Origin of the sequence: Xanthomonas dyei (genome assembly GCF_002939865.1) — a bacterium.
GTDB lineage: Bacteria > Pseudomonadota > Gammaproteobacteria > Xanthomonadales > Xanthomonadaceae > Xanthomonas > Xanthomonas dyei.
In genome coordinates this window covers 37,994-57,358 of record NZ_MDEE01000002.1, presented here as the reverse complement: position 1 = coordinate 57,358, position 19,365 = coordinate 37,994, and the positions used below count along the sequence as shown (strand labels likewise).

General features: G+C 61.6%; 20 protein-coding genes and 1 other RNA gene. 5 read left to right on the top strand and 16 right to left on the bottom strand.

What is annotated here, in order from left to right:
* Positions 1 to 409 precede the first annotated feature (409 nt).
* The gene (locus XdyCFBP7245_RS02830; protein ID WP_104614304.1) at positions 410 to 3,292 is read left to right on the top strand and encodes an HrpF/NolX family T3SS translocon protein; all 2,883 of its coding nucleotides are present in this window, start codon (positions 410 to 412) and stop codon (positions 3,290 to 3,292) included.
* 695 nt (positions 3,293 to 3,987) lie between these two features.
* Positions 3,988 to 4,063, top strand: a non-coding RNA gene (locus tag XdyCFBP7245_RS02825) — sX9 sRNA.
* 23 nt (positions 4,064 to 4,086) lie between these two features.
* Here XdyCFBP7245_RS02825 and XdyCFBP7245_RS23675 read toward each other — a convergent pair.
* Positions 4,087 to 4,278, bottom strand: a complete 192-nt coding sequence (locus tag XdyCFBP7245_RS23675; protein ID WP_146091639.1) for a hypothetical protein — start codon at positions 4,276 to 4,278, stop codon at positions 4,087 to 4,089.
* Between the two features lie 791 nt (positions 4,279 to 5,069).
* Here XdyCFBP7245_RS23675 and hap3 point away from each other — a divergent pair.
* Positions 5,070 to 5,516, top strand: coding sequence for an Hpa3 family type III secretion system protein (gene hap3, locus XdyCFBP7245_RS02820; protein ID WP_104614303.1), 447 nt, complete (start codon positions 5,070 to 5,072; stop codon positions 5,514 to 5,516).
* On the top strand, positions 5,513 to 7,507 hold the full coding sequence (gene xopF1 / locus XdyCFBP7245_RS02815; RefSeq protein ID WP_104614302.1) for a type III secretion system effector XopF1: 1,995 nt from the start codon (positions 5,513 to 5,515) through the stop codon (positions 7,505 to 7,507). The genes hap3 and xopF1 overlap by 4 nt, the downstream gene beginning before the upstream one ends.
* A 142-nt stretch (positions 7,508 to 7,649) precedes the next feature.
* Here the strand turns inward: xopF1 and XdyCFBP7245_RS02810 are convergent, their stop codons facing one another.
* Entirely contained in the window at positions 7,650 to 7,907 is a 258-nt protein-coding gene (locus tag XdyCFBP7245_RS02810) for a hypothetical protein (protein WP_104614301.1), read from the bottom strand.
* 142 nt (positions 7,908 to 8,049) lie between these two features.
* On the bottom strand, positions 8,050 to 8,265 hold the full coding sequence (gene hrpE / locus XdyCFBP7245_RS02805; protein ID WP_228323003.1) for an HrpE family protein: 216 nt from the start codon (positions 8,263 to 8,265) through the stop codon (positions 8,050 to 8,052).
* A gap of 439 nt (positions 8,266 to 8,704) precedes the next feature.
* Between hrpE (XdyCFBP7245_RS02805) and XdyCFBP7245_RS23670 the strand changes: the two genes are divergently transcribed.
* A complete protein-coding gene (locus XdyCFBP7245_RS23670) occupies positions 8,705 to 8,917 on the top strand; it encodes a hypothetical protein (RefSeq protein WP_146091638.1) in 213 nt (70 codons plus the stop codon).
* Positions 8,918 to 9,140: 223 nt separating this feature from the next.
* Here the strand turns inward: XdyCFBP7245_RS23670 and XdyCFBP7245_RS02800 are convergent, their stop codons facing one another.
* The 13 genes from XdyCFBP7245_RS02800 to sctU form a co-directional block, all read right to left on the bottom strand.
* Positions 9,141 to 10,247 carry a pectate lyase gene (locus tag XdyCFBP7245_RS02800; RefSeq protein WP_170068473.1) on the bottom strand — a complete coding sequence of 369 codons (1,107 nt, stop codon included), beginning with the start codon at positions 10,245 to 10,247 and terminating at the stop codon, positions 9,141 to 9,143.
* Between the two features lie 165 nt (positions 10,248 to 10,412).
* Positions 10,413 to 10,895 (bottom strand): CesT family type III secretion system chaperone, encoded by a 483-nt coding sequence (locus XdyCFBP7245_RS02795; RefSeq protein WP_104614300.1) that lies wholly within the window; start codon positions 10,893 to 10,895, stop codon positions 10,413 to 10,415.
* Positions 10,896 to 10,949: 54 nt separating this feature from the next.
* Positions 10,950 to 11,222, bottom strand: a complete 273-nt coding sequence (gene hrpE / locus XdyCFBP7245_RS02790; protein ID WP_104614299.1) for an HrpE family protein — start codon at positions 11,220 to 11,222, stop codon at positions 10,950 to 10,952.
* Between the two features lie 85 nt (positions 11,223 to 11,307).
* Entirely contained in the window at positions 11,308 to 11,550 is a 243-nt protein-coding gene (gene hrpD6, locus XdyCFBP7245_RS02785) for an Hrp regulator HrpD6 (RefSeq protein WP_104614298.1), read from the bottom strand.
* A 10-nt stretch (positions 11,551 to 11,560) separates the two neighbouring features.
* Positions 11,561 to 12,508 carry an HrpD5 family protein gene (hrpD5, locus tag XdyCFBP7245_RS02780; RefSeq protein ID WP_104614297.1) on the bottom strand — a complete coding sequence of 316 codons (948 nt, stop codon included), beginning with the start codon at positions 12,506 to 12,508 and terminating at the stop codon, positions 11,561 to 11,563.
* Positions 12,505 to 13,326, bottom strand: a complete 822-nt coding sequence (locus tag XdyCFBP7245_RS02775; protein WP_104614296.1) for a 4-hydroxyphenylacetate catabolism regulator HpaA — start codon at positions 13,324 to 13,326, stop codon at positions 12,505 to 12,507. Before XdyCFBP7245_RS02775 ends, hrpD5 begins: the two co-directional genes overlap by 4 nt.
* On the bottom strand, positions 13,323 to 13,583 hold the full coding sequence (sctS, locus tag XdyCFBP7245_RS02770) for a type III secretion system export apparatus subunit SctS (RefSeq protein WP_002802878.1): 261 nt from the start codon (positions 13,581 to 13,583) through the stop codon (positions 13,323 to 13,325). Before sctS ends, XdyCFBP7245_RS02775 begins: the two co-directional genes overlap by 4 nt.
* A 4-nt stretch (positions 13,584 to 13,587) precedes the next feature.
* Complete coding sequence (gene sctR / locus XdyCFBP7245_RS02765; protein ID WP_006451038.1) at positions 13,588 to 14,232, bottom strand: type III secretion system export apparatus subunit SctR; 645 nt, start codon at positions 14,230 to 14,232, stop codon at positions 13,588 to 13,590.
* A complete protein-coding gene (sctQ, locus tag XdyCFBP7245_RS02760) occupies positions 14,219 to 15,172 on the bottom strand; it encodes a type III secretion system cytoplasmic ring protein SctQ (RefSeq protein WP_170068493.1) in 954 nt (317 codons plus the stop codon). Before sctQ ends, sctR begins: the two co-directional genes overlap by 14 nt.
* A 93-nt stretch (positions 15,173 to 15,265) precedes the next feature.
* The gene (locus tag XdyCFBP7245_RS02755; RefSeq protein ID WP_425479736.1) at positions 15,266 to 15,415 is read right to left on the bottom strand and encodes a type III secretion HpaP family protein; all 150 of its coding nucleotides are present in this window, start codon (positions 15,413 to 15,415) and stop codon (positions 15,266 to 15,268) included.
* Positions 15,416 to 15,516: 101 nt separating this feature from the next.
* Positions 15,517 to 16,152: a type III secretion system protein SctP gene (gene sctP / locus XdyCFBP7245_RS02750; RefSeq protein ID WP_170068472.1), complete on the bottom strand. Its 636-nt coding sequence runs from the start codon at positions 16,150 to 16,152 to the stop codon at positions 15,517 to 15,519.
* A 2-nt stretch (positions 16,153 to 16,154) separates the two neighbouring features.
* On the bottom strand, positions 16,155 to 18,077 hold the full coding sequence (locus XdyCFBP7245_RS02745; protein ID WP_104614295.1) for an FHIPEP family type III secretion protein: 1,923 nt from the start codon (positions 18,075 to 18,077) through the stop codon (positions 16,155 to 16,157).
* Positions 18,078 to 18,085: 8 nt separating this feature from the next.
* Positions 18,086 to 19,159: a type III secretion system export apparatus subunit SctU gene (sctU, locus tag XdyCFBP7245_RS02740; RefSeq protein WP_104614294.1), complete on the bottom strand. Its 1,074-nt coding sequence runs from the start codon at positions 19,157 to 19,159 to the stop codon at positions 18,086 to 18,088.
* Positions 19,160 to 19,365: the final 206 nt, after the last annotated feature.

The window sequence follows — 19,365 nt, the reverse complement described above, 5'->3', positions numbered from 1 at the left end:
CAACGTCCAACGTACAAGCGCTGCGGTGCAGTTTCTTGAAGAGTCGCTGCTGCGGCTCCCACGTCCAACCAGCGGTAATGGCGAAAGTTGCTGCGGCAAGCGCGCTATGCAGTGAGGTCACCACGCAGTTGAGGACTGGTGCCCTCCCCTGCGCAGCCCACGGCAACGCTCCGTTGTCTCGTGGGCGCACCCAGGGGCAAGCCTGTCTTACCTCGACGGCAGCTCGAACGCTTTCCGACTGCGCGCATTTTCTTGCGCTTTTTTCGCCAAAATAGTTCATCCGCGCATGCATCCCGTAGCGAGGAGTGGCAACATTTGTGCTCGCCGCATGAGACATGCCGTGTGATCGTATGAGCATGTACTCATATGCAGCCGCTCTGTCCTGCTTTGTCACTGCGAGGCCGCATATATGTCGCTCAACACGCTTTCGACCGGGAGTAACGCCGGTCCGCTTCCACCGCCAACGGATGACACGTCGTGCCCGGAGTTGCTCGGATCCGAGTCGGGCATGAACGACTCCGATCTGTTGCTTGCGATCGACAACATGTTCTTGCAGCAGATTTACCGTCTGATTGCCGCCACCTACCGCAATGCCCCAATCAATGGGCCAGACTGCGAGATTCCGGGCAGTCAGCCAGATAGCGGCGGCATTCCGGAGTCCACGCCTTCAGCTGACGACATGCAAGCCAGCCAGCCGATCGAAAAACGCACCTCCTGGCCAACGCTGTCGACCGCGTTCGATGCCAAGGACATCAAGGGATCCAAGCTGCCGCCTGCGGTAGAGGGATCGTCGGTGACCTGGGACGGCGGCACGCTCACCCCATCGGAACTTCAGATTGTTTCCACACTCAATCAGCACAAGGACAAGATGCCGATTGAGTTCAAAAAACTCGACGACAAGATCAATGATCCATCCACGCCTCCCGATCTGAAGAGCGCGCTGCAAGGCTTGCAGAAAGACCCGCGTCTGTTCTTCGCCATCGGCTCGCAGGGAGACGGCAAATGCGGCGGCAAGATCAAGGCAGATGATTTGTGGGATTTTGCGGACCATCATCAACAGGTGACCGACCTGGGCGGGAAGAATGCCGAATTCAATCCCAAGAATATGAAGGGATCCACGCCGCCTCCTGCCGCAGAAGGTTCATCGGTAACCTGGGACGGCGGCACGCTCACCCAGTCCCAGCTCGATATCGTCTCCACGCTCAATGCGCATCGCGACATGACTCCGATCGAGTTCGCCAAGCTCGATGAAAAGATCAACGACCCGGCCACCCCGCCGGACCTGAAGAAAGCGCTGCAAGGCCTGCAGCAGGACCCTGGCCTGTTCTTCGCGCTGGCATCGCAGGGACACGGCAAACACCACAAAGACGATCAGGGCAAGTGCAACGGCAAGCTTATTGCCGCCAACCTCTACGACTTTGCCGACCGCCATCCGCAGGTGACGCCGCTGGGTGGAAAGAACGCGACCTATAATCCCGAAAAAATGAAGGGAAGCGAACTGCCACCTGCGGTGGACGGCTCGTCGGTCACATGGAAAGACGGGACGCTTACGCAGAACGAATTGGAGATCGTCACTACGCTCGATCGCCACAAGGACCAATTGCCGGTTGCGTGGGCCGATCTCGATGCGAAAATCAACGATCCCGCGACCCCGCCGGATCTGAAGAAGGCCTTGACGGAACTGCAGAAAGACCCGCGGCTGTTCTTTGCCATCGGCTCGCAGGGCGATGGCAAGTGTGGCGGCAAGATCAAGGCCGGCGATCTCAGCAAGTTCTCGGCCGGCCACGCGCAGGTAGCGGAATACGCCACCAAGCAAGCAAAGGGCTACACGCAAAACTATGTAGCGTCGGACAGCCCGGATAAGACCCAGGCGACGGTCATGACCGAAAGCGATGCGATGCGCGAGTTCTATCGCTACTCGGACTATCTACCGAAGGATCTGAACCAGGACGCGTTCAAGCAATTGGTCGAAGGCGACAGCAACACCAAGAAGTCCCCACCGCAGGTCATTGCCGCCGCACAGTACTTCCGCGAGCACCCCGATCAGTGGAAGACCTTGGCGGGAGACTCTGGTTCGATGAGTACACCGGATTTCCTGCAGAAATCCGCATCGCAGATGCACCTGACCGCACCCGAACTCAACACGCTGGACACCATCAACAGCCACCAGGACGCGTTCTTCGGCGATGGCAAAGAGGTGACCCGCGACAAGCTCGATACGATCATCAAAGACGATAAGGCCGACCCCGCAGTTCGCGACGCCGCCAAGCAGCTATCGGAGGACCCGCTACTATTTGCCCTGTTGAACAACTCGATCACCGGCTACAAGAAGCCCCACAGCTTCTTTGGCGGCGGCCATACCGTCGACTCAGGCAAGATCAGCCAGAAGGACTTTCACCAGTTCTACGATCATATGAGTGCGGACAACAAGACCGTGGAGACATCGCCTACGCACGAAGCCACATCGCCGGAACAGAAAAAGGCTGTTGATGACATGTTGATGGGCAAGGCCGATCAACCCGATATCAAGAAGAAGAAAAAGGATATCGGCACCGTTGGTAAGGGATTACACGAGTTCCTCAAGTGGGACAGCAAGATCATGGACTGGGCCTCTGTCGGGCTAAGTGCACTGAACGGCATCCCCATCATCGGTGAGATGGCCGACGCAACCGCGCTGGCATTGGAGGGCGAAGCGCAGGCAGCGCAGGTGATCGACACCGCAATGCAAGGTGGCAACATGTCGCTCGCGTGGAAACTCGCCGGCATCAACATGGCTGGGGCGGTAGTGGGCGCTGTCGGTGGGCCCACGGCCAGGCTCGGGGCCAAGGGGGTAGCCAAAGGGGTTACCGAGGGCGCAGCCAAGGGGGCAAGCGAGAGCGCGACTAAGGGGGCAACCGAGGGCGCAACTAAGGGTTCAACCGAAGGTGCGACCAAGGGGACAACCAAGGGCTCGACCGAGGGGGCAACCGAAGGCGCGACCAAGGGGGCAACCAAGGGAGGAGGCAAGGGGGCAGCCGAGCGGCAAAAGCCCATTGATGGAGTCAAAGGTTATTTAGTAGGTAGCAGTATTAGTAAATCGGTTGAAATGCTGAAAATTCCTGTTTTGGCAGGCTTGCATTATGAAGAGATCCAACTGGATAAACAGAGGAAAAATGGCGACATCCGCCAGAATCTCGAAAATGCAGGCGGAGTACCGTTAGGAAAACAGAATATTCCAAGGGGAATCGCCGACAACTTCGAGGCGGATACCAAGGAAAATCTCAAGGGCTTGAGGGGTGGGCGCCGTCGATAGTGGTCGCTCTCGGACGATGACGGTGCGCCAGTAACTTACAATCGCGAGGATCGTTCGATTCGCCAAGTAGGTGTTGCCAGAGAACTTTTCCACCTTTGGCACGACTCACAGAACGTGGCAAGTAGTTGTCATCGGAGGTATGTACGGCGCATTCGGAACCTGCGGTACATGCCCCGCCGAGCATCGGCTGCGCCCGCCTGGCGGTGAGCGCAGTCGGCTTGTCTGCTGCTGTAGGGCAACGCTAGTCACGTCGCCAGGTCGTTGTGAATGACTGGTCTGGAACAGTGGCGTCGTTTTGCGCGCGTAATCGCGATATTAGCGGCGCCCGTTCGGTGAGTTTATGGTCGACTTTTGAGACTTCGGCGTCGTGCGGCTGTCTTTATGCCGGCAGTCGACCGCACTCCAGAGACAGGTGTCGCCCCCCAGCGCCACGAAGCTGCTGCGGTTGGCATCCTCTCCCATTCCCGGGTGAAGCGGCGCACAACAGGACTGCGTTCTGCGTCAGGCGGGCGCGGCCCTTGCTCGGGTTCTGAGCGCCCCGTCCATACCCACCTGACGACTGCTCGCCAGGTTTTTTAGCCGCTCCTGGCACGCTCGCGTAGCAATCCCTCCATGCAATGATGGAAGACACTTAGAGCCGCTAACAAAACTACTGTGCAGCCGCCAGGCGGGCGCGGCCGGTGCTCGGAATCGGCATGTACCACCCGTACACTCCGGTTCCTCCGCGCCGTCCACACCCACCTGACGACTGCTCGCTACGTTTTGTTAGCCGCTCTTAATTATCGACCCTTCCGCTAATTTTGGCTGTCTCCCGACGTCGGATATTTCTCAACCAAAAGCCTTGGCGTGTCGATGAATGCCTTTGCGTCATGCCGTATATCGCCTTGGACGGCTTCATATACCACCTTAACCACTGGCTCTCCACCGACAAGACGCTTGATAATATTCTGCAGCGGTCTTGCAGTCTCTTCCTGCGGTAGATTCATGGCAGTCTCGAAGCCATCCCGCATGTTCGAAGCTGGCGCCGTCGCCTCAGATTTGCTTATCGATGGCGTCGCGGCGTTCAACGGTGATGCGGAAGGTGGCGTCGGGCGCGGTGACCGGGCGGGACGATGCCTGAGCACGTGCCGCGTGGATTGGTCCAGCGTGGGTGTGCGTGGCAATCGATCGTTGCGGCGGCGTCTGCGGTGCATGCATCTGCGCCTGCTCACCGTGTGGCGTAGATGTGCGAGGAGCGCCTGGCCACCCCGCGAAAAGATGCGCATCATCAAAGCGCCAGAACGATAGAAAATAATAAATGGAGCAGACGGCATTTTGGCACTCTGCCAGGGTAGGCGATTGGTTAATGCACTAGCGGAAGGAGCGACGCCTGCGCCCAAGCGACGGTCGCCTTGCCACAAAATTGCCTGCCGTTTTCGATACAGGTCACCCGGACACTGGCTACTACTACTGCGCACCAGCCCGGCCAGCACGCGCCTCATACTTCGGCCCAAGATCGGAAGCCTGGATTAACTGACTGTCGTTGACCTGCTGGCCCATGCAGACCACTGGCACCCACATTCTGTTACGACTGCTTCTCGGGCCAACCATTTACGTTGGCGTCTAGGTGCAGGAGGTAGGACACAGGTCTCGGTTGCGCTCTTTCCAGCGGGCCAACTTCGTGTGCGGCGCGATTGGTTCGCAGCACCTTGCTCGGGTGTGTATCCGGAGAAAGACACTGTTTGCTAATGAAGTGACGCATTGGCAACGCAGTCCATTTTCTACCGGAGTTTTTCAGATGACGTTGGAATCAGACAGTCACCACAGCGCGAACACCGCGTTCTTCATCGGTCTTGGCGCCCATCTCGGATTGCCCGGCGAGCTTGCGCAGCGACTCGGTGAAGGCGAAACCATCCTTGGGCCCGCAGGCATGCTGTGCCGCGTTCATACGCAGATGCAGCAGGGCGAGCTGACGGCCTTTCCGGAAGTGATCCTGCCACTGGCCGCACGCGAACTCGATCGCGATGAGGTGGTAACCCTGTTGGCGCTGCAGGAACAACTGCTGACGCACTACGGCTGGCGGCTCACGCTCTCCGATCTTGGTCTGCTATGTGTCTGTCCGTTGCTGCTCGAGCGCACGCCCGACGCTGTGGCCGCCGCGCTGGACCGCGGGCAAGTGGTCGCCCGCGTGGTGCTGGACGCACTGGTGTCACAGACCGGCAGTGCGGCCGAGGTGGCCTCATGAAGCTCACGCGCGATAGCACCGCTTCAGATGTCCGCCAGGCGTCTGCCGCTCACGCACATCAACAGCACGTAGAAGAACCCACCGTATCGCAACAGGCACGGTTGCCATCGGGGCCGCTGGAAGGCCTGTCCTCGCCAGGCGCTGGGCTACGCGGCCGTCGCGCTGCGCTTTCCCGTCGCACGCCGGCCGACACAATCCGCACCGAGACGTCCCTTGACGCGTCACAGCGCTCGGACATCTCTGATGCCACGTTCTATAGCGCTCGCATGACGCTGGCCTCGCTCGACGACGCGTCATCGGTCACGTCCGCTGCCGATGCGACCTACGCCGAGCGCAGCACACTGGCGGTCGACCGTGTAAAGGCACAGATACGTATGCGCCTGGGTGCGCTGCCGTTTGCAGATCCCTCCCAGGAGCAGGAAACCCTGGAGGCCGCATATCTTGAATGGGCTGATGCACGCGTGCAGGAACGCGTCGCTGCGTTCGGCCCGGATAGCGGCTACCAGGTCGTCGGCGATATGAAGGCGGCAGGCGCAGAGGCATCGCTGCCGATCGCTTACGAATGCCTCAAGGCCTTCATCGTGGGCGCGATGCGCAGCCCGGTCGGTCTCGCGGCAGGCGCGGTCTATGACGGCACGCGTGCGCCTGGATCGGAGACGCTGAGCAATGCGACCCTTTCCGGTGCGGTGGCGGGTCTGGCGTCCTACACCAGCGATACGCTACTGATCCAGGCAATGGATCGGCGCGCACGCGTCGCCAACTTGCCGCGTTTCCAGGCAATCGATCCCAAGATCCTGGTGCCCGATCCGCCGCCGGTCTTGCTGGAAATCACCGCCGAAGGCAAGCGGTTCACGCGCCCCGGCGAGGGCAACACCGCAACGCTCCCCGAGCTCAAGGCGCACACCTACGACCTGCGTGCCGGCGTCACCCAATGGCAATCGACCCTGGACGACAAGTCCCTGGACACCTTGTTGCTCAAGCCCACGATCAACGCCGGATTCAATGCAGCGCGACGGACCTCCGACGACCCGGGCACACGCACCCCGGCCGGCCAACTGGGGTTGAGCATGCTTGCCGTTGGCGGGGCCGGGGTCGTGCAGAAGGCGATGCTCGAAACCGGCAAGGCCGTTGCGCGTACCGGGCAGATGAGCGTGCCCGACTTGCTTGGCGGACAGCAGCGGTTGAACCTGTTTGCGCTGGCATTGCCGGACAACGAGCGTCGGCCTGCGCAATGGTCCAGCGCCGTGCGTTTCCCCAACTATTTGCTGGAGACCGCAGTGGAAGGCCTGGCGTTGGCCAAACAGGCCTTGAGCACCACGAACGCGATGACCACTGCGGTACGCGATCTGTTGAGCCGCCATATGCTCAGTAACGTGATGGGCAATATCGCCTCGCTTGGCGCCAGCCGCCTGATCGCTGCACCCTTGCGTGGTGGAAACGAAAGCGGGGCGGTTGCCGGCGAAGCCGCCAACTCCGACGCAACGGTCTTGCAACAGGCGGCGCAGACCCTGTTCAACGATACGGTCTGGAATGCGCTGAAGGCCAAGAACGGTGCCAACACCACCCAGGCGACACGACTGGATCAGGAACGTGCCGTCGCAGCAACCAGGTATCAACGCACCATCGCACGCACGCTTCAGGCGCTGGCCGAACCCATTGATGAAGCGATCACGATGTTTTCAGGGCCGACACCGGCAGCAATTACGCGCGCCATGGAGGAAGGGGAGCAGCTTGCGCTTGCATCAGGACCGCTGGCCCAGAGCGTGTTGCGTGACGCCTTGGAGATATTGCGCACGGAGATCCAGACGCAGTCCATCTCGACGGCGACCATCGACACCGTACTCGATCACCTGCACGCCGGGCAGGCGGCGATGCTCGGCGGCGTGCCGCGCAACGACCTGACCCGCACACTGGAGACCGAGTTAAAGACGCTCAGGCGCGCATTGCACGAGAGCGAGGAACTTCGCCAATGGGAAAGCGGCCGGCCGTGAGCGATGGGGCTGGTAGTTGATCGACTGGCGCATGGCGCGCCGCAACGACAGACGCAGACGCCGCTGCGTCTGTCGTTTGCTGGCGCTCCCCGTGCGCGCCAGGCGCCCGCTGCAGCCGGTGATGTGTTTGCGTGGTCGCGCGTTACAGGTCGATGTCATCGTGCAAAGGAACGCGCACGATCAGCATGATGACCACCGCATCGTCCAATCCGAGTTGCGCCTGGTCCTGCGCGTACACCGACAGATTGGGCTCGCGCAACAGCCGAAGAACCATCAAGCTCGGTCCGGTAGCAGCAACGTCGTAGCAGATGCGCAGGTGGATTGTGTCTTCTTCCAGCGCCTGCGGTGCGTCGCGGCCGGTCTGGGCTTGGGGCACGAGCAGATAGGCTTCACCCAGCACGGCTCAGCTGAGCACCGCCTGCGCACCCGGTAGGTTCAATGATTCGCACATCTGCCGGGCGATCATTTCGGATCGGGTGTTGCTTATCTGCCGTGCAACACGCGCAGGGCGATGGACTTACCCTGCGTCATGTCAAAGGCCGTTACTGACCGACCAGGCATTTTGCGTTGTCGCCGGCCTTGCCGATGAACTTGTTGAGCGATACGTTGAAATCGAGGTCGTTCTTGAGCATGGTGATCCTGTTGTTCATGCGCTTCTGATCCGCATCGGAGGTGCCGAGATCGCCGAGCAACGAATCGAGCTGCTGGTGTGCCACATGCGTTGCAGCGGCACCGGGAAATCGCCCATGGTCGTTGATCTGCTGCAGCGCATGTTGCTCCACAGAGGGGTATTCTCCAATTCGCAGCGTCTCATCTTGCTCCACGAATGGAAATTCGCCCATTGACGAGGTCTGATATTGCTCCACAGTTGGATATTCGCCCATCCGCAACGGCTGATGCTTCAGAGATGGGTCTCCGTCTGGTTGCACCATCTCATACCGATCGAAAAATGAATCTCCGCCTCTTTGCAGGATCTCGTGGTCTCCAACGGATGGATCGCCGCCCCTGTTCCGAGGCCTGCCGGGACGCGCCCCCAAGGATGCCCTCAGCCCTGATAGCTCCGGCGATTGCGGCATGGCCATGCTTGCAAAGCTGGGCGCAGTGGAAGGTTCAGATGACTGGCCTCTGTCATGTATGTCACCTGATTCAGACGCGGCAGGTTGCGTCGGGCCGGATAATTCGGAGAGGGGAATTCTCATGTCTATTCACCTGTCGTCCAAAATACGCAGTGTGGCCAGCGTAAAAAAAAGGAGAGGTTATCCACCCCACCCGCTTACTTTCCACCCGCTTACCGCTAGTGATGATGCGGATCTGGAAGATTTCGACATTCATCCGAAGCAATATAGTGATACCGCGATCTGCTGGCCGGAAGGAATTGAAGCGAACTCGCCGGCCGGAAGCAGGCCGTGAAAATTCTTTGCTCACAGCACGTTGGCTTGCTTGGGTTTTGTCCCCAGTCCCTGTCGACTCCCGACCTGGGTGCACTTTTTGGCAGGACTGCGAACAGGCTAGCGAAAAGCGGGCTAGCGAACATTTGTTGGGTTACGGCGCACGGCACAAGCCAGTCGGCGGATGCTGCAATCAAACACAGCATCCGCCGGGCAAACGACGCGCAGCGCGGGTAACGCCGGCGTCAGCCGCTGTAGGCCTTATGGCCAATACGTGTCGCTCCGATGGCCTGGGACGCGTTGGGGGCAATCACCTCGTCGGGCGCATCGGTCTTCAGGTTTGCCAGCGTCACCGTCGCGCCGGGCGCGTCGGTACGGAACACCGCCTCCTTGACCTGATTGAACTCGCAATTCTCGACCTGAAGATGCGAGTCGATATCGGTATGCCCACCATTGGTACGGAACACCTTGCCGGCGCCGTTGACGGTGTCGCCCGACATCACCACGTCGGCAGCGCCGTTGTCCTGCACGACCTTGTCGGCGGCATTGTTGAGCGTGCAATTGATGATTTCGACCTTCGGACGTCCGTTGACCTCCGGGCTGCAACCGGCGATGCCCGCATCATGCGCACGGTTGCCCTGCCCATCGATGGTGACCGCATCTTCGCTGACATCTTCGTTGACGCAATTGACCATCTTGCCGCTGCCCAAGAAATGCACGCCGTCGCCACCGCCTTTCATGCGGACATTGCACAGGCTGCCACCGTCTTCGACGATGAACTGCGGCTTCTGGTGCTCGTCTTGATTACCCTTGCCCATGCAGGGCCCACCGATGTACGTCTGGCCCTTGCCGTCGAATACCTCGCCCTTGTGCACTACGATGGTGTCGTTCTGCACGCCGGCTGGCGCAGTGACGACCTTGCCGGGAGGAAGTGGCGCCTGCGGGCCGGTTGGCCCGGGCGTCACCGGCTGGCCGTCGGTAGGCGAGGTCCCCGGTTGACTCGGCTTTGTGGTGGGCGATGCACCGTTGCCCACTCCCGTGCCGGAGGTGCCGCCGTTGCCTGTGTTATTGCCGCCGCTGCCATTGCCAGTACCGCTGCCGTGTTGTTGTCCGCCGGCATTGGTCGAAGAGGGCGGATTCGATGGCGGCATCGATGGTGTTGGAGTGGGGTTGCCCTGTGGCTGAGCGTCATTGGACGGCTGATCCTGTGGCTGCATCATGTCCATGAACATGCGTTGCATGCAGTACGCCAGCATGCTCATGATGACCGCGGTCAAGACCTGCTGTTGCGACAGGGAGAATGAGGACGGTTGTAAGCTTGCAGTGGTATGTGAGGGGATGGCGAGACTCATTGGCAAGTGTCCTTGCGAGAGATGAATGGCGGACGAAAAACTGCGATGGGCAATCACGGCGCATTCGTTGCGATGTACTATCGCGCAACGGATGCGCAAGGCTTCAACACCGTACTGCGCAGTAGTGCATTTCTCTGAGTCGGCATGCATGCAAGGCCGATCACCTCACGCACGTAGCCAAAGATAATTTCCCGTCGCGATTCCTTCGAACATTTCGTCGTGTGCAATGAAGATGTTGTTGTTCCAATACCGGCCATGCTCGGCATAGTGGGCAAGCAGATCGCAGATCCATGCACCGTCGACATCGTCGTCCAGGGGAACCCGCACCACCAGAACGATCACGCCGGCGTCGTTCAATCCCAGTTGCGCCTGGTCCTGTGCGTACACCGATAAATTGGCTTCCAGCAACAGCCTGAAGACCGTCAAGGTCCGTCCCGCAGGAGCAAGGCCGTAGGAGATGCGCAGGTACAATGCTTCTTCTTCCGGTACTTGCTGTGCGTCATCGTCGGCCGGCGCGGCAGGCGTGTGCAGATAGACTTCAAACCCTTCTACCCAGAGCATACGACTGCTCAGCACCGCCTGCACATCCGGCAGGTCCAGTGCTTCGCACATCTGGTGAACGATCCCTTCGAATCGGGTGCTGCTCATCTGTCGTACGACATGCGCAGGGCCATGCACCGGCCCTGCGCATGTCAGGGCCTATTACTGGCCAACCAGCTGCTTCGCGTTGTCGCCTGCCTTGCCGATGAATTTGTTGAGCGCCACGTTGAAGTCGAGTTCGTTCTTCTTCGCAGTCAGGTAGTTGTTCATGCGCTCCTGTGCTGCGGCTGATTTGCCAATGCCACCCATCAGACTATCCATCTGATTGTCCGAGGTCTGAGTGGCAGTGTGATTGTCAAATCTGCTTGAAAGGTCTGATCCAAGCAGATCCCCGCCCTGGCCCAATCGCGGCCCTATCGATTGTAAAAGTGACATACAAATACTCCTTAGCTGAAGAGAAGTAACATGGAGCGCTTGTCGGCGCGTTTTGCTTGACCAACGTGGCCAAGGAACTCGATGATCAGTGCATGCTGGCGATGTGCGCGACGATCTCGCGCGCGGCATTGATGCCGTCGTGCAAGACGGTGAAATCGTTGCGCGTGGCCTGATCGCTCGCTGCGGACCAGTGCACACGCAGTTGTTGCGCTGTCGTGTGCAGCGCTGCCTCGATGTCGCGTAGTCGCTCACCGGAGACATCCAGCGCCTTTGTCTGCAGGAGCTTGTTCATATCCTGGGTGACCGTATCGGTCATGGCATCGAACATGGTGCGGTTCTCATGGCGCCGCTTGCTGCGGCAGGTAAGTCAGGTGCTTGGTGCCGTCCGGGGTCTCCACGTAATGCAGCCCGTCGACGAGCAACGCGGCATCGTAGTTCGCGGGCGTTTTCACGGACGGGTCCTGCTGGGTGATGTCCACATGCAGCTTGTGGATCTCCGGGCCCAGATCGCTACGCAGGTCGGCGATCCTGCCGATTGCGCGCTCCGCGTTGTCGCTGCTGCCGGCGATGGAAAACACCCCTTGCCCGTCGTAGCGCACGCTCAGATCGCGGTCGGCCAAGGTGTCGCGCAAGGTGGCCAGCACCTCATCCACCACCACCACATCGACCGTGGCCGCATGTTGGTAGCGGTGCAGCTGTGCGCGCAGGCGTGCCGCATCTGCGCTGCTCGGCACCAGCCCCTCGACGCGCACGTGCGTGCCGACCTGCTCTACACGGGCTTCACGCAGGCCCAGCCGTTTCAGCACGGAGGCGACCTGGTAGAGCTGGTTGTCCTGGCTGGGCGTGGGAGCGGCATGGGAGAGAAACGCCGGCAGCAGGGACGGCAGCAACGCTGCGGCGGCCAGCGCTAGCATGGCGCCCACCACTGCGCGCATCGCAGTGCGCCTGGACTTGCGTGGCGGAGGCGCGTCAGGCGCGGCGACGGGGGACAGCAACCTCTCCAGCAGCGCGACGTCGTCCGGCCACTCGGCCGCAGCGTCGCCGATGCAGAGCACCAGAGGACCAAAACGTACTGGATGCAACCCAACAAACGGAGCCGTTGGCAACGCGTCACTGCGATAATGAGCCTGACCATCTGCATCCACCTCGATGATAAGCGAGCAACCAGGCCAGTCTTCTATCCGGATCTCGGCTTGGGAATCGGCGCCTAACGTATAGCTGCCTGGCTGCAAATCTAATCGTGCGCCGGCGTGTATTCCCGTCAGTATGCGAAGTTGCATGGTCATGCGCGAATCCCCTGGGCAGTTCCATCGTGGTGTTCCATCAGCAGCGCGTTCAAACATGTGATGCCGCGTGCGCAATCAGCGGGTTTGCGCGGTTTTCCAGCGCTGATCAGCATGAGCGGCAGCAGCAAGTAATAGCTACGCAGCGCCGGTGCGCATTCGGGTTGCGCGCGCACCATGTCCACCAGGCGTTTGCGCAATGTTTCCATGCCTTCGGCCAAGGTATCGGTCCGGCCCGCTTGCAGGTGCTCGCGCATCAACATCCAGACCATGGTGGTCAGCGGTGCGGCGGCCGGATGGGCAGCGCCGATTTCGCCCAACTCCACGAACGCAGCGGTGAGGGCGTGTTGTCTAACCGTCTGGTCGGCGGCGCGCGTTGCCGCATACCGATCGATGACTGCCTGGACATCCGCACGCACAGTGTCGTCCACGCGTACCGGCGAGGCGCTTGCCCGTGGCATCACCTGCGGATCGCCGGCATAGGCGTGACCGCCATCGCCGTGCTGATTGTCCTGGCTTTGCCCCTGGCCTTGCGACTGCGGGACGGCGATGCTGACGCGGCCGCGCAGCGCCGAGATGCGTGCCGCTTCGGCTTCTTCCAGCTCGGTGGCGTCGAGTTCGTCGTCCTGCCCTTCCAGCGCCCGCATGCCCCGCCGCCGCCGGCGTGGCGGAGCCGCGCGCAGACGCGGTGCATGCGGTGCCGCATCCGCCAGCGGCTGCACGGCAGTGCCAGCGTGCGACCCATCGGCGTGGTGGTGCGATGCGCCGTGCGCGCTAGGCAACGACGGCGGCACAGCGCCTGACGAAATGCGCCGGATCATGGGAACGCCGCCTGCATCAGCGCCTGGCCGAATTGCATGATTGCCGACGCGCCCCAGGGCGCGGTGACCGCAATGGCGGCCACCACCACCACCAGCTTGAGCGCGAACGAAATCGACGCATCCTGCAGCGACATCACTGCCTGGATGAATGCGATCAGCAGCCCAGCCAGCGCGGCGACGCCGACCACCGGCAACGACACCTTGAGGCAGAGCAGCAAGGCTTCGGAAGTGAATCGCACCAGATCGTCATGGTCCATGGCGTCACCGATAACTCAAGACCAGCCCGTGGATCAGCATGGACCAACCATCCAGCGCCACGAACAACAACAGTTTGAACGGAATGGCCACATTGGTCGGCGTCACCTGCGACAGACCCATTGCCATCAACGCATTGGCCACCACCAGATCGATCACGATGAACACCAGATACAGCAGAAATCCGATACGGAATGCCTCGGTCAGCTCACTGAGCGTGAATGCCGGCGCCAGCACGAGAAGATCGTCTGGCTTGAGCGTATCGGCCTTGTCCTTGGGCCAGATCTGCTGCGCCGAGCGAATGAAAAACGCCTTCTCGCGCTCGCGCGTGTGCTTGAGCAGGAACTGCCGAAACGGTTCTCGGCAGGCGTCGAGCAACACCACCACGCGGCTGTTGTCGGCACCGGGACTGTAGTTCTGCGCAGCCTTGAATGCCTCCATGCCCACCGGCGCCATCACGAAGCACGACACCAGCAACGCGACGCCGTTGAGGACCATGTTCGGCGGCACCTGCTGCACACCGATGGCATTGCGCAACAAGCCGAGCACGACCACGATCTTGGTGTAGGAGGTGACCACCATCGCTGCGAAGGGCAGCAGCCCCAGCATGATGACCACCAGCAGCAGCGAGCCGACATCAGGCATCTGCATGTGGAGTCTCCGACATGCTGAGGATCTGCACGCCGAGATGTTCGCCCACCGCCAGCAGCCTGCCGATGCCGATGGTCTGGCCGTAGACGACCAGACGGATGTCGGCCTGGTCCACCGGCACCGACAGTTCGAGGATCTGGCCAGGCTGCAAGCCCGACAGGACCGACAGGGACAGCGCAAGTTGATCCACTTCCAGTTGGACGGGCAGTTCCAGTGCCGCCACATCGGTGGTGGACGCGGAGGTATCGGACTCGGACGTATCGTGCTGCATGGTGGGGGCGGTCTCCAGAATCATCTGTTGCAGGTTCAGGCGTACCGGCGCGCGCAACACCGCACCTCCCGGCATGCCCCACCGCAGCTCGCCGCTGCGGACGGGAGCCGGGGCAAGCGCATGCAGCAGCACATCGCCGGGGCGCAGCGATTGCAGCAGCGTCGCCGTTACCGTGCGTTGGCCGATGCGCAGGCGCGTGCTCAGCCGCAATGCGCTCAGCCAGGCCGGCAGTGGCGATGGTGTCGCCAGCGCAGCGGTCGCGGTTTGCAGCGCGGCAAGCAGGAGCGGGCTGGCGGTCTGCGCGATCGCGTCGATACCGCCCAGCGTGATGCCGATCTCCAAGCAATCGGCTACCTGCGCACAGCGTTCGAAGGCGACGACCTCGGCAGTCCCCAGTCCGAGCGCTGCGAAGGCATGCAGCGTATCGCCCAACAGCACACCGGCGATCGCAGCACGCAGGGCGTCGTCGGCTTCGTTCAACAGCTGCGCCAGGCCGTCGCGTGCGGCGATCCGCAACTCCAGGCTGCCGCACTCGAACTGCAGCTGTAGCCGCGCGGCTTCCGCAGCCCGGATACCGCGACGTTGCGTGGTGAAGCCGCAATGCCGGGCAGTACGCGGGTCGCACAGCATTCTGCCGAGCTGCGCGCGCACGGCAAGCACGTGGGTCAACGCTTGCGACAAGTCGCGTGCCGTTGGCGTAGGGCTCGGCTCGGTTGACAAAGCGGGTTACCTCGATATGGCTGTTCTACCGCCTGTGCGGCGCTAAACGACCTCGATGCTGATCTGGAGCGTGTCGCTAAGCGCAGTTTTCAATGCGGTATCCAAGCGTTTTCTTCCATTGCAAAGTACCTCGCGCGTCTCGGGCGAGCCGCTGTCAAAGCGAAGCGATAGCTGGTCTGGCGAAAGCCGCAAGGACAACGTTGTCTACGGCAGGATGGCGCAATTGACTCCAGAGATGCTTCCCAGCTCCCTGAGCCGCGCACAGGCGTGGCATTTGTGCGGCGTGGGCGGCGCTAAACGACCTCGATGCTGATCTGGAGCGTGTCGCTAAGCGCAGTCTTCAATGCGGTATCCAAGCGTTTTCTTCCATTGCAAAGTACCTCGCGCGTCTCGGGCGAGCCGCTGTCAAAGCGAAGCGATAGCTGGTCTGGCGAAAGCCGCAAGAACAAGGTGGTCTGCGGCAGAATGTCGTGATTGATCTCCAGCCACGCCTCCCAGATCCCTGCCCCGCGCACCGGCGTGGCATTGCAAAACTCGGCCACCCGCAGCGCGATGTGATGGATGGCCATCTGCGCGCGTTGGGTGCGGATCCACTCGGTGGCGATCTGCCGGCCCAATGCATCGCTGTCATCACCTCGAGCGATCTGTCGACGATTGCCGTCATCCGGGCGGAGTTGTGCGCTTGGCAGCGGCGCGGGGTCTGGCCTGTCGCTTGCGGCGTCCTCCGCTTCGGGCATCGGCAGATCGTCGTCGCCATCCTCCGGTGAGACCATGTCCGGCAATCCGGGCAGCACGCTGCTCAGGCGTCGGCGCAGTTGTACAAAGCTGACACGCTGCGCCGTACGCACCGGTGTGGGCGCTGCATGCGGCTGCAGCGGTACACCGGCGATCGGCAGGATACGCACGTGGCGGACCGGTGGCTTGCGCATCATCAGGCCACCACTCTGCCGATCGGCTGCAGCTGCACGTCTGCGCCCAGTTCCTGGAACGAATAGACCTCCAGCCAGTTCAGCCGGGCCTCGATCATGCGACGGACATAACGCCGCACATCCATCGATGCGACCACTGCCAATGGATGCCGCGCCTGATCTTCGACGATGCGTTCCACCTGCTCGACCAGCTGATTGGCCTGCTCCGGTGGCAGGGCCAGAAAATTGCCTGCCGGAGTGGCGCGAATCGACTGCCGGATCAACTGTTCCACCGCGTGGTCGAGCATCACCGCAGGCAGCTGCCCGGTGCCTGCGGTCGCGGTGTGCGCCAGATAGCGGCCAAGATCGCAGCGCACGTATTCGGTCAACATCAGCAGATCCTTCTCCTTCGGTCCCCACACCACCAGGCTCTCCAGGATGCTCTTGATGTTGCGCACCGGGATGCGCTCTTCCAGCAGCCGTCGCAATACGTCGGCGATGCGCTGGGCGGGCATGGCCTTGTTGACCTCTGCAACCAGCCCGGGATAGTCCGCGCTCACCTGTTCCAGCATCCACTGGGTCTCCTGGATGCCGACGAATAGGTGCGCACGTGCGTGCAGCGGCGCGATGGCCTGCTGGGCCAGCGCTTTCTGCAGGTCCGCGGTGTCGCTCAACGCGCTGCGGGTTTCCGGCACGTCGTGGATCAAGACTTCGTACTGCAGGTCCTGCAGGGATTCGCTCTGCCAGATCGCAATGCCCGGAAACGGCAGGCCCAGCAGTTCCACCAGCTGCCGGCGCTCGCTCTCGATCGCCTGATCCAGCAGCGCCGGGTCCAGCCGCGCAGCCAGTTGCGGCGACAGGCGCATCGACAACGGCGAGGCGAAATCCGGCGCGCTCTTGCGGATGTGCGGTGCATCGCCCTTGGCGCCCTTGCGGCTGGTCGATGGCAGCTTGGGCCGGTCGGTGCCGCTGACGTCGCGTTGCTTGCGCCAGATCGTATAGCCGCCGGCGCCCACCGCAGCCGCCAGCAGCAGGAACAGCACCGCCGGGAATCCCGGGACAAACGCAAAGCAGGCCAGCAACACGCTGGCCGCCATCAAGGCGCGCGCGTTGCTGGTGAGCTGACGGCCGATGTCGAGCCCCAGCGAACTGATCTTGGTCTCGTTCTCGTTGGCGACGCGGGTGATCATGACGCCGGCCGCCACCGAGATCAGCAGCGAGGCGATCTGCGACACCATCGCATCGCCGACCGACAGGATCGCAAAGCGGTTTGCCGCCTCGCCTGCGCTCATGCCGTGGTAGGTCACGCCCACCACGATGCCGGCCAGGATGTTCACCATGGTGATCACCAGGCCGGCGATGGCGTCGCCCTTGACGAACTTCATGGCGCCATCCATGCCGCCGTGCAGTTGACTCTCGATGGCCAGCCGCGCGCGTTTGCTGCGTGCTTCGTCTGCGCTCAGATTGCCGCCGCGCAGGTCGGCATCGATGCTCATCTGCTTGCCGGGCATCGCATCCAGCGTGAAACGCGCGCCGACTTCGGCAACGCGCTCGGAGCCCTTGGCGATCACGATGAACTGCACCGTGGTGATGATCAGGAACACCACCAGGCCCACCACCAGGTTGCCGCCGACCACCAGCTCGCCGAAGCTCTCGATGATGTGGCCGGCCTCGGCATGCAGCAGGATCGATTTTGTCGAGGCGATGTTCAACGACAGCCGCAGCAGCGTGGTGAACAGCAGCAACGAGGGAAACGACGACAGCGAGATCGAGTCGGGCACATACATCGTGACCATCAGCAACACCACGCTCAGGGTGATGTTGATGCCCAGCAGCGTGTCGATGAGCGGGGTGGGCAGCGGCAGGATCATCAAGCCGATCACCGCCACCACCAAGGCGGCGATCGCCACTTCACCGGTGTACGCGAAATACCGTGTCAGGCGCATGCGATCTCCTAGCATGGCAGCGGACCGCTGCCGTCATCGTTGTCGCGGCCCAGCTCGTCGACCCAGCGCAGCACCACTGCCACCGTTTCGAACAGCGATTCGGGCACCGCGTCGCCCAGTTCGACCGCGTGCAGCGCACGCGCCAACGGCGGATTGGCCACGATCGGAATGCCCTGGTTGTGCGCGTAGGCACGCAGTTCCAGCGCACCATCGTCCACGCCCTTGGCAACCACTTGCGGCAGACCGAAACCGTCCGCTTCGTAGGCCAGCGCGACGGCGTAATGGGTCGGGTTGACCACCAGTACCTTGGCCTTGGCGACGCGCTCGCGCGGGTCGCCGAAAACCAGTTCCTTGGCGATTTCCTTGCGCTTTCCCTTCAATTCCGGATCGCCTTCGCTTTCCTTGTGTTCGCGCTTCTGCTCATCCTTGCTCTGGCGTTTGTCGCGAATGAACAGCCAGTGCTGCACGCTCCAGTCCGCTGCACCGATCAGCATGAACACCAGTACCGCCAAGGCGCACAAAATGCCCAGCGCCCGCCAGCCGATCTGGGCGATGTCAGGCGTCGGCTGGTAGGCGAGCCCGATGATCGCCGGCATCAGCGCACGCAGGCCGTACCACAGCACCACACCGATCAAGAGGGCCTTGACACCGAGCTTGAGCAGGTTGATGAGACTTCGTAACGAAAAGAGTTTCTTGACGCCGTTCACAGGATTGAGCGAATCGAACTTGGGCGCCACCGGTTTGAGCGAGGCATTCATACCCGTCTGCAGAAAGGTGCCGAGCAATCCGGCGGCCAGGCACGCGACCAGGAAAGGCAGCGTCAGCAACACGGCCTGGATGCCGATGCGACCGAGCGCCCGGTGCATGGCCGTTGCATCGCGCGTATTGGCGTTGAAATCGAAACCGATCGACATCAATGCCTGCATGTGTTCCACGAAATAGCTGCCTGCCAGTTTGATCACCAACAGCGCGGCCAGCAGCACTGCGGCGGCAGTGACGTCCGGGCTGATCGGGATTTCCCCATCCCTGCGCGCATCCTTCAGTTTCTTTTCGGTCGGCTTCTCGGTCTTCTCATCCGACATGGCGATCTCCGGCCGCTGGTGCTGCAGGCCAATTCTGGTTGAGGCGTCGCCAGCCGATCCGCTTCCAAGGCGAACGTGTGCATGGGTGCACGAAGCCGAGTGTGTTTGTTCGCGATGGCATTCCGATGTTCGCTTCTGAAAAGTTTTGATCGGCACGCACGCGTAGCGTTACCCACGTATGCTGTCCACAGCCATTGAATGACGAG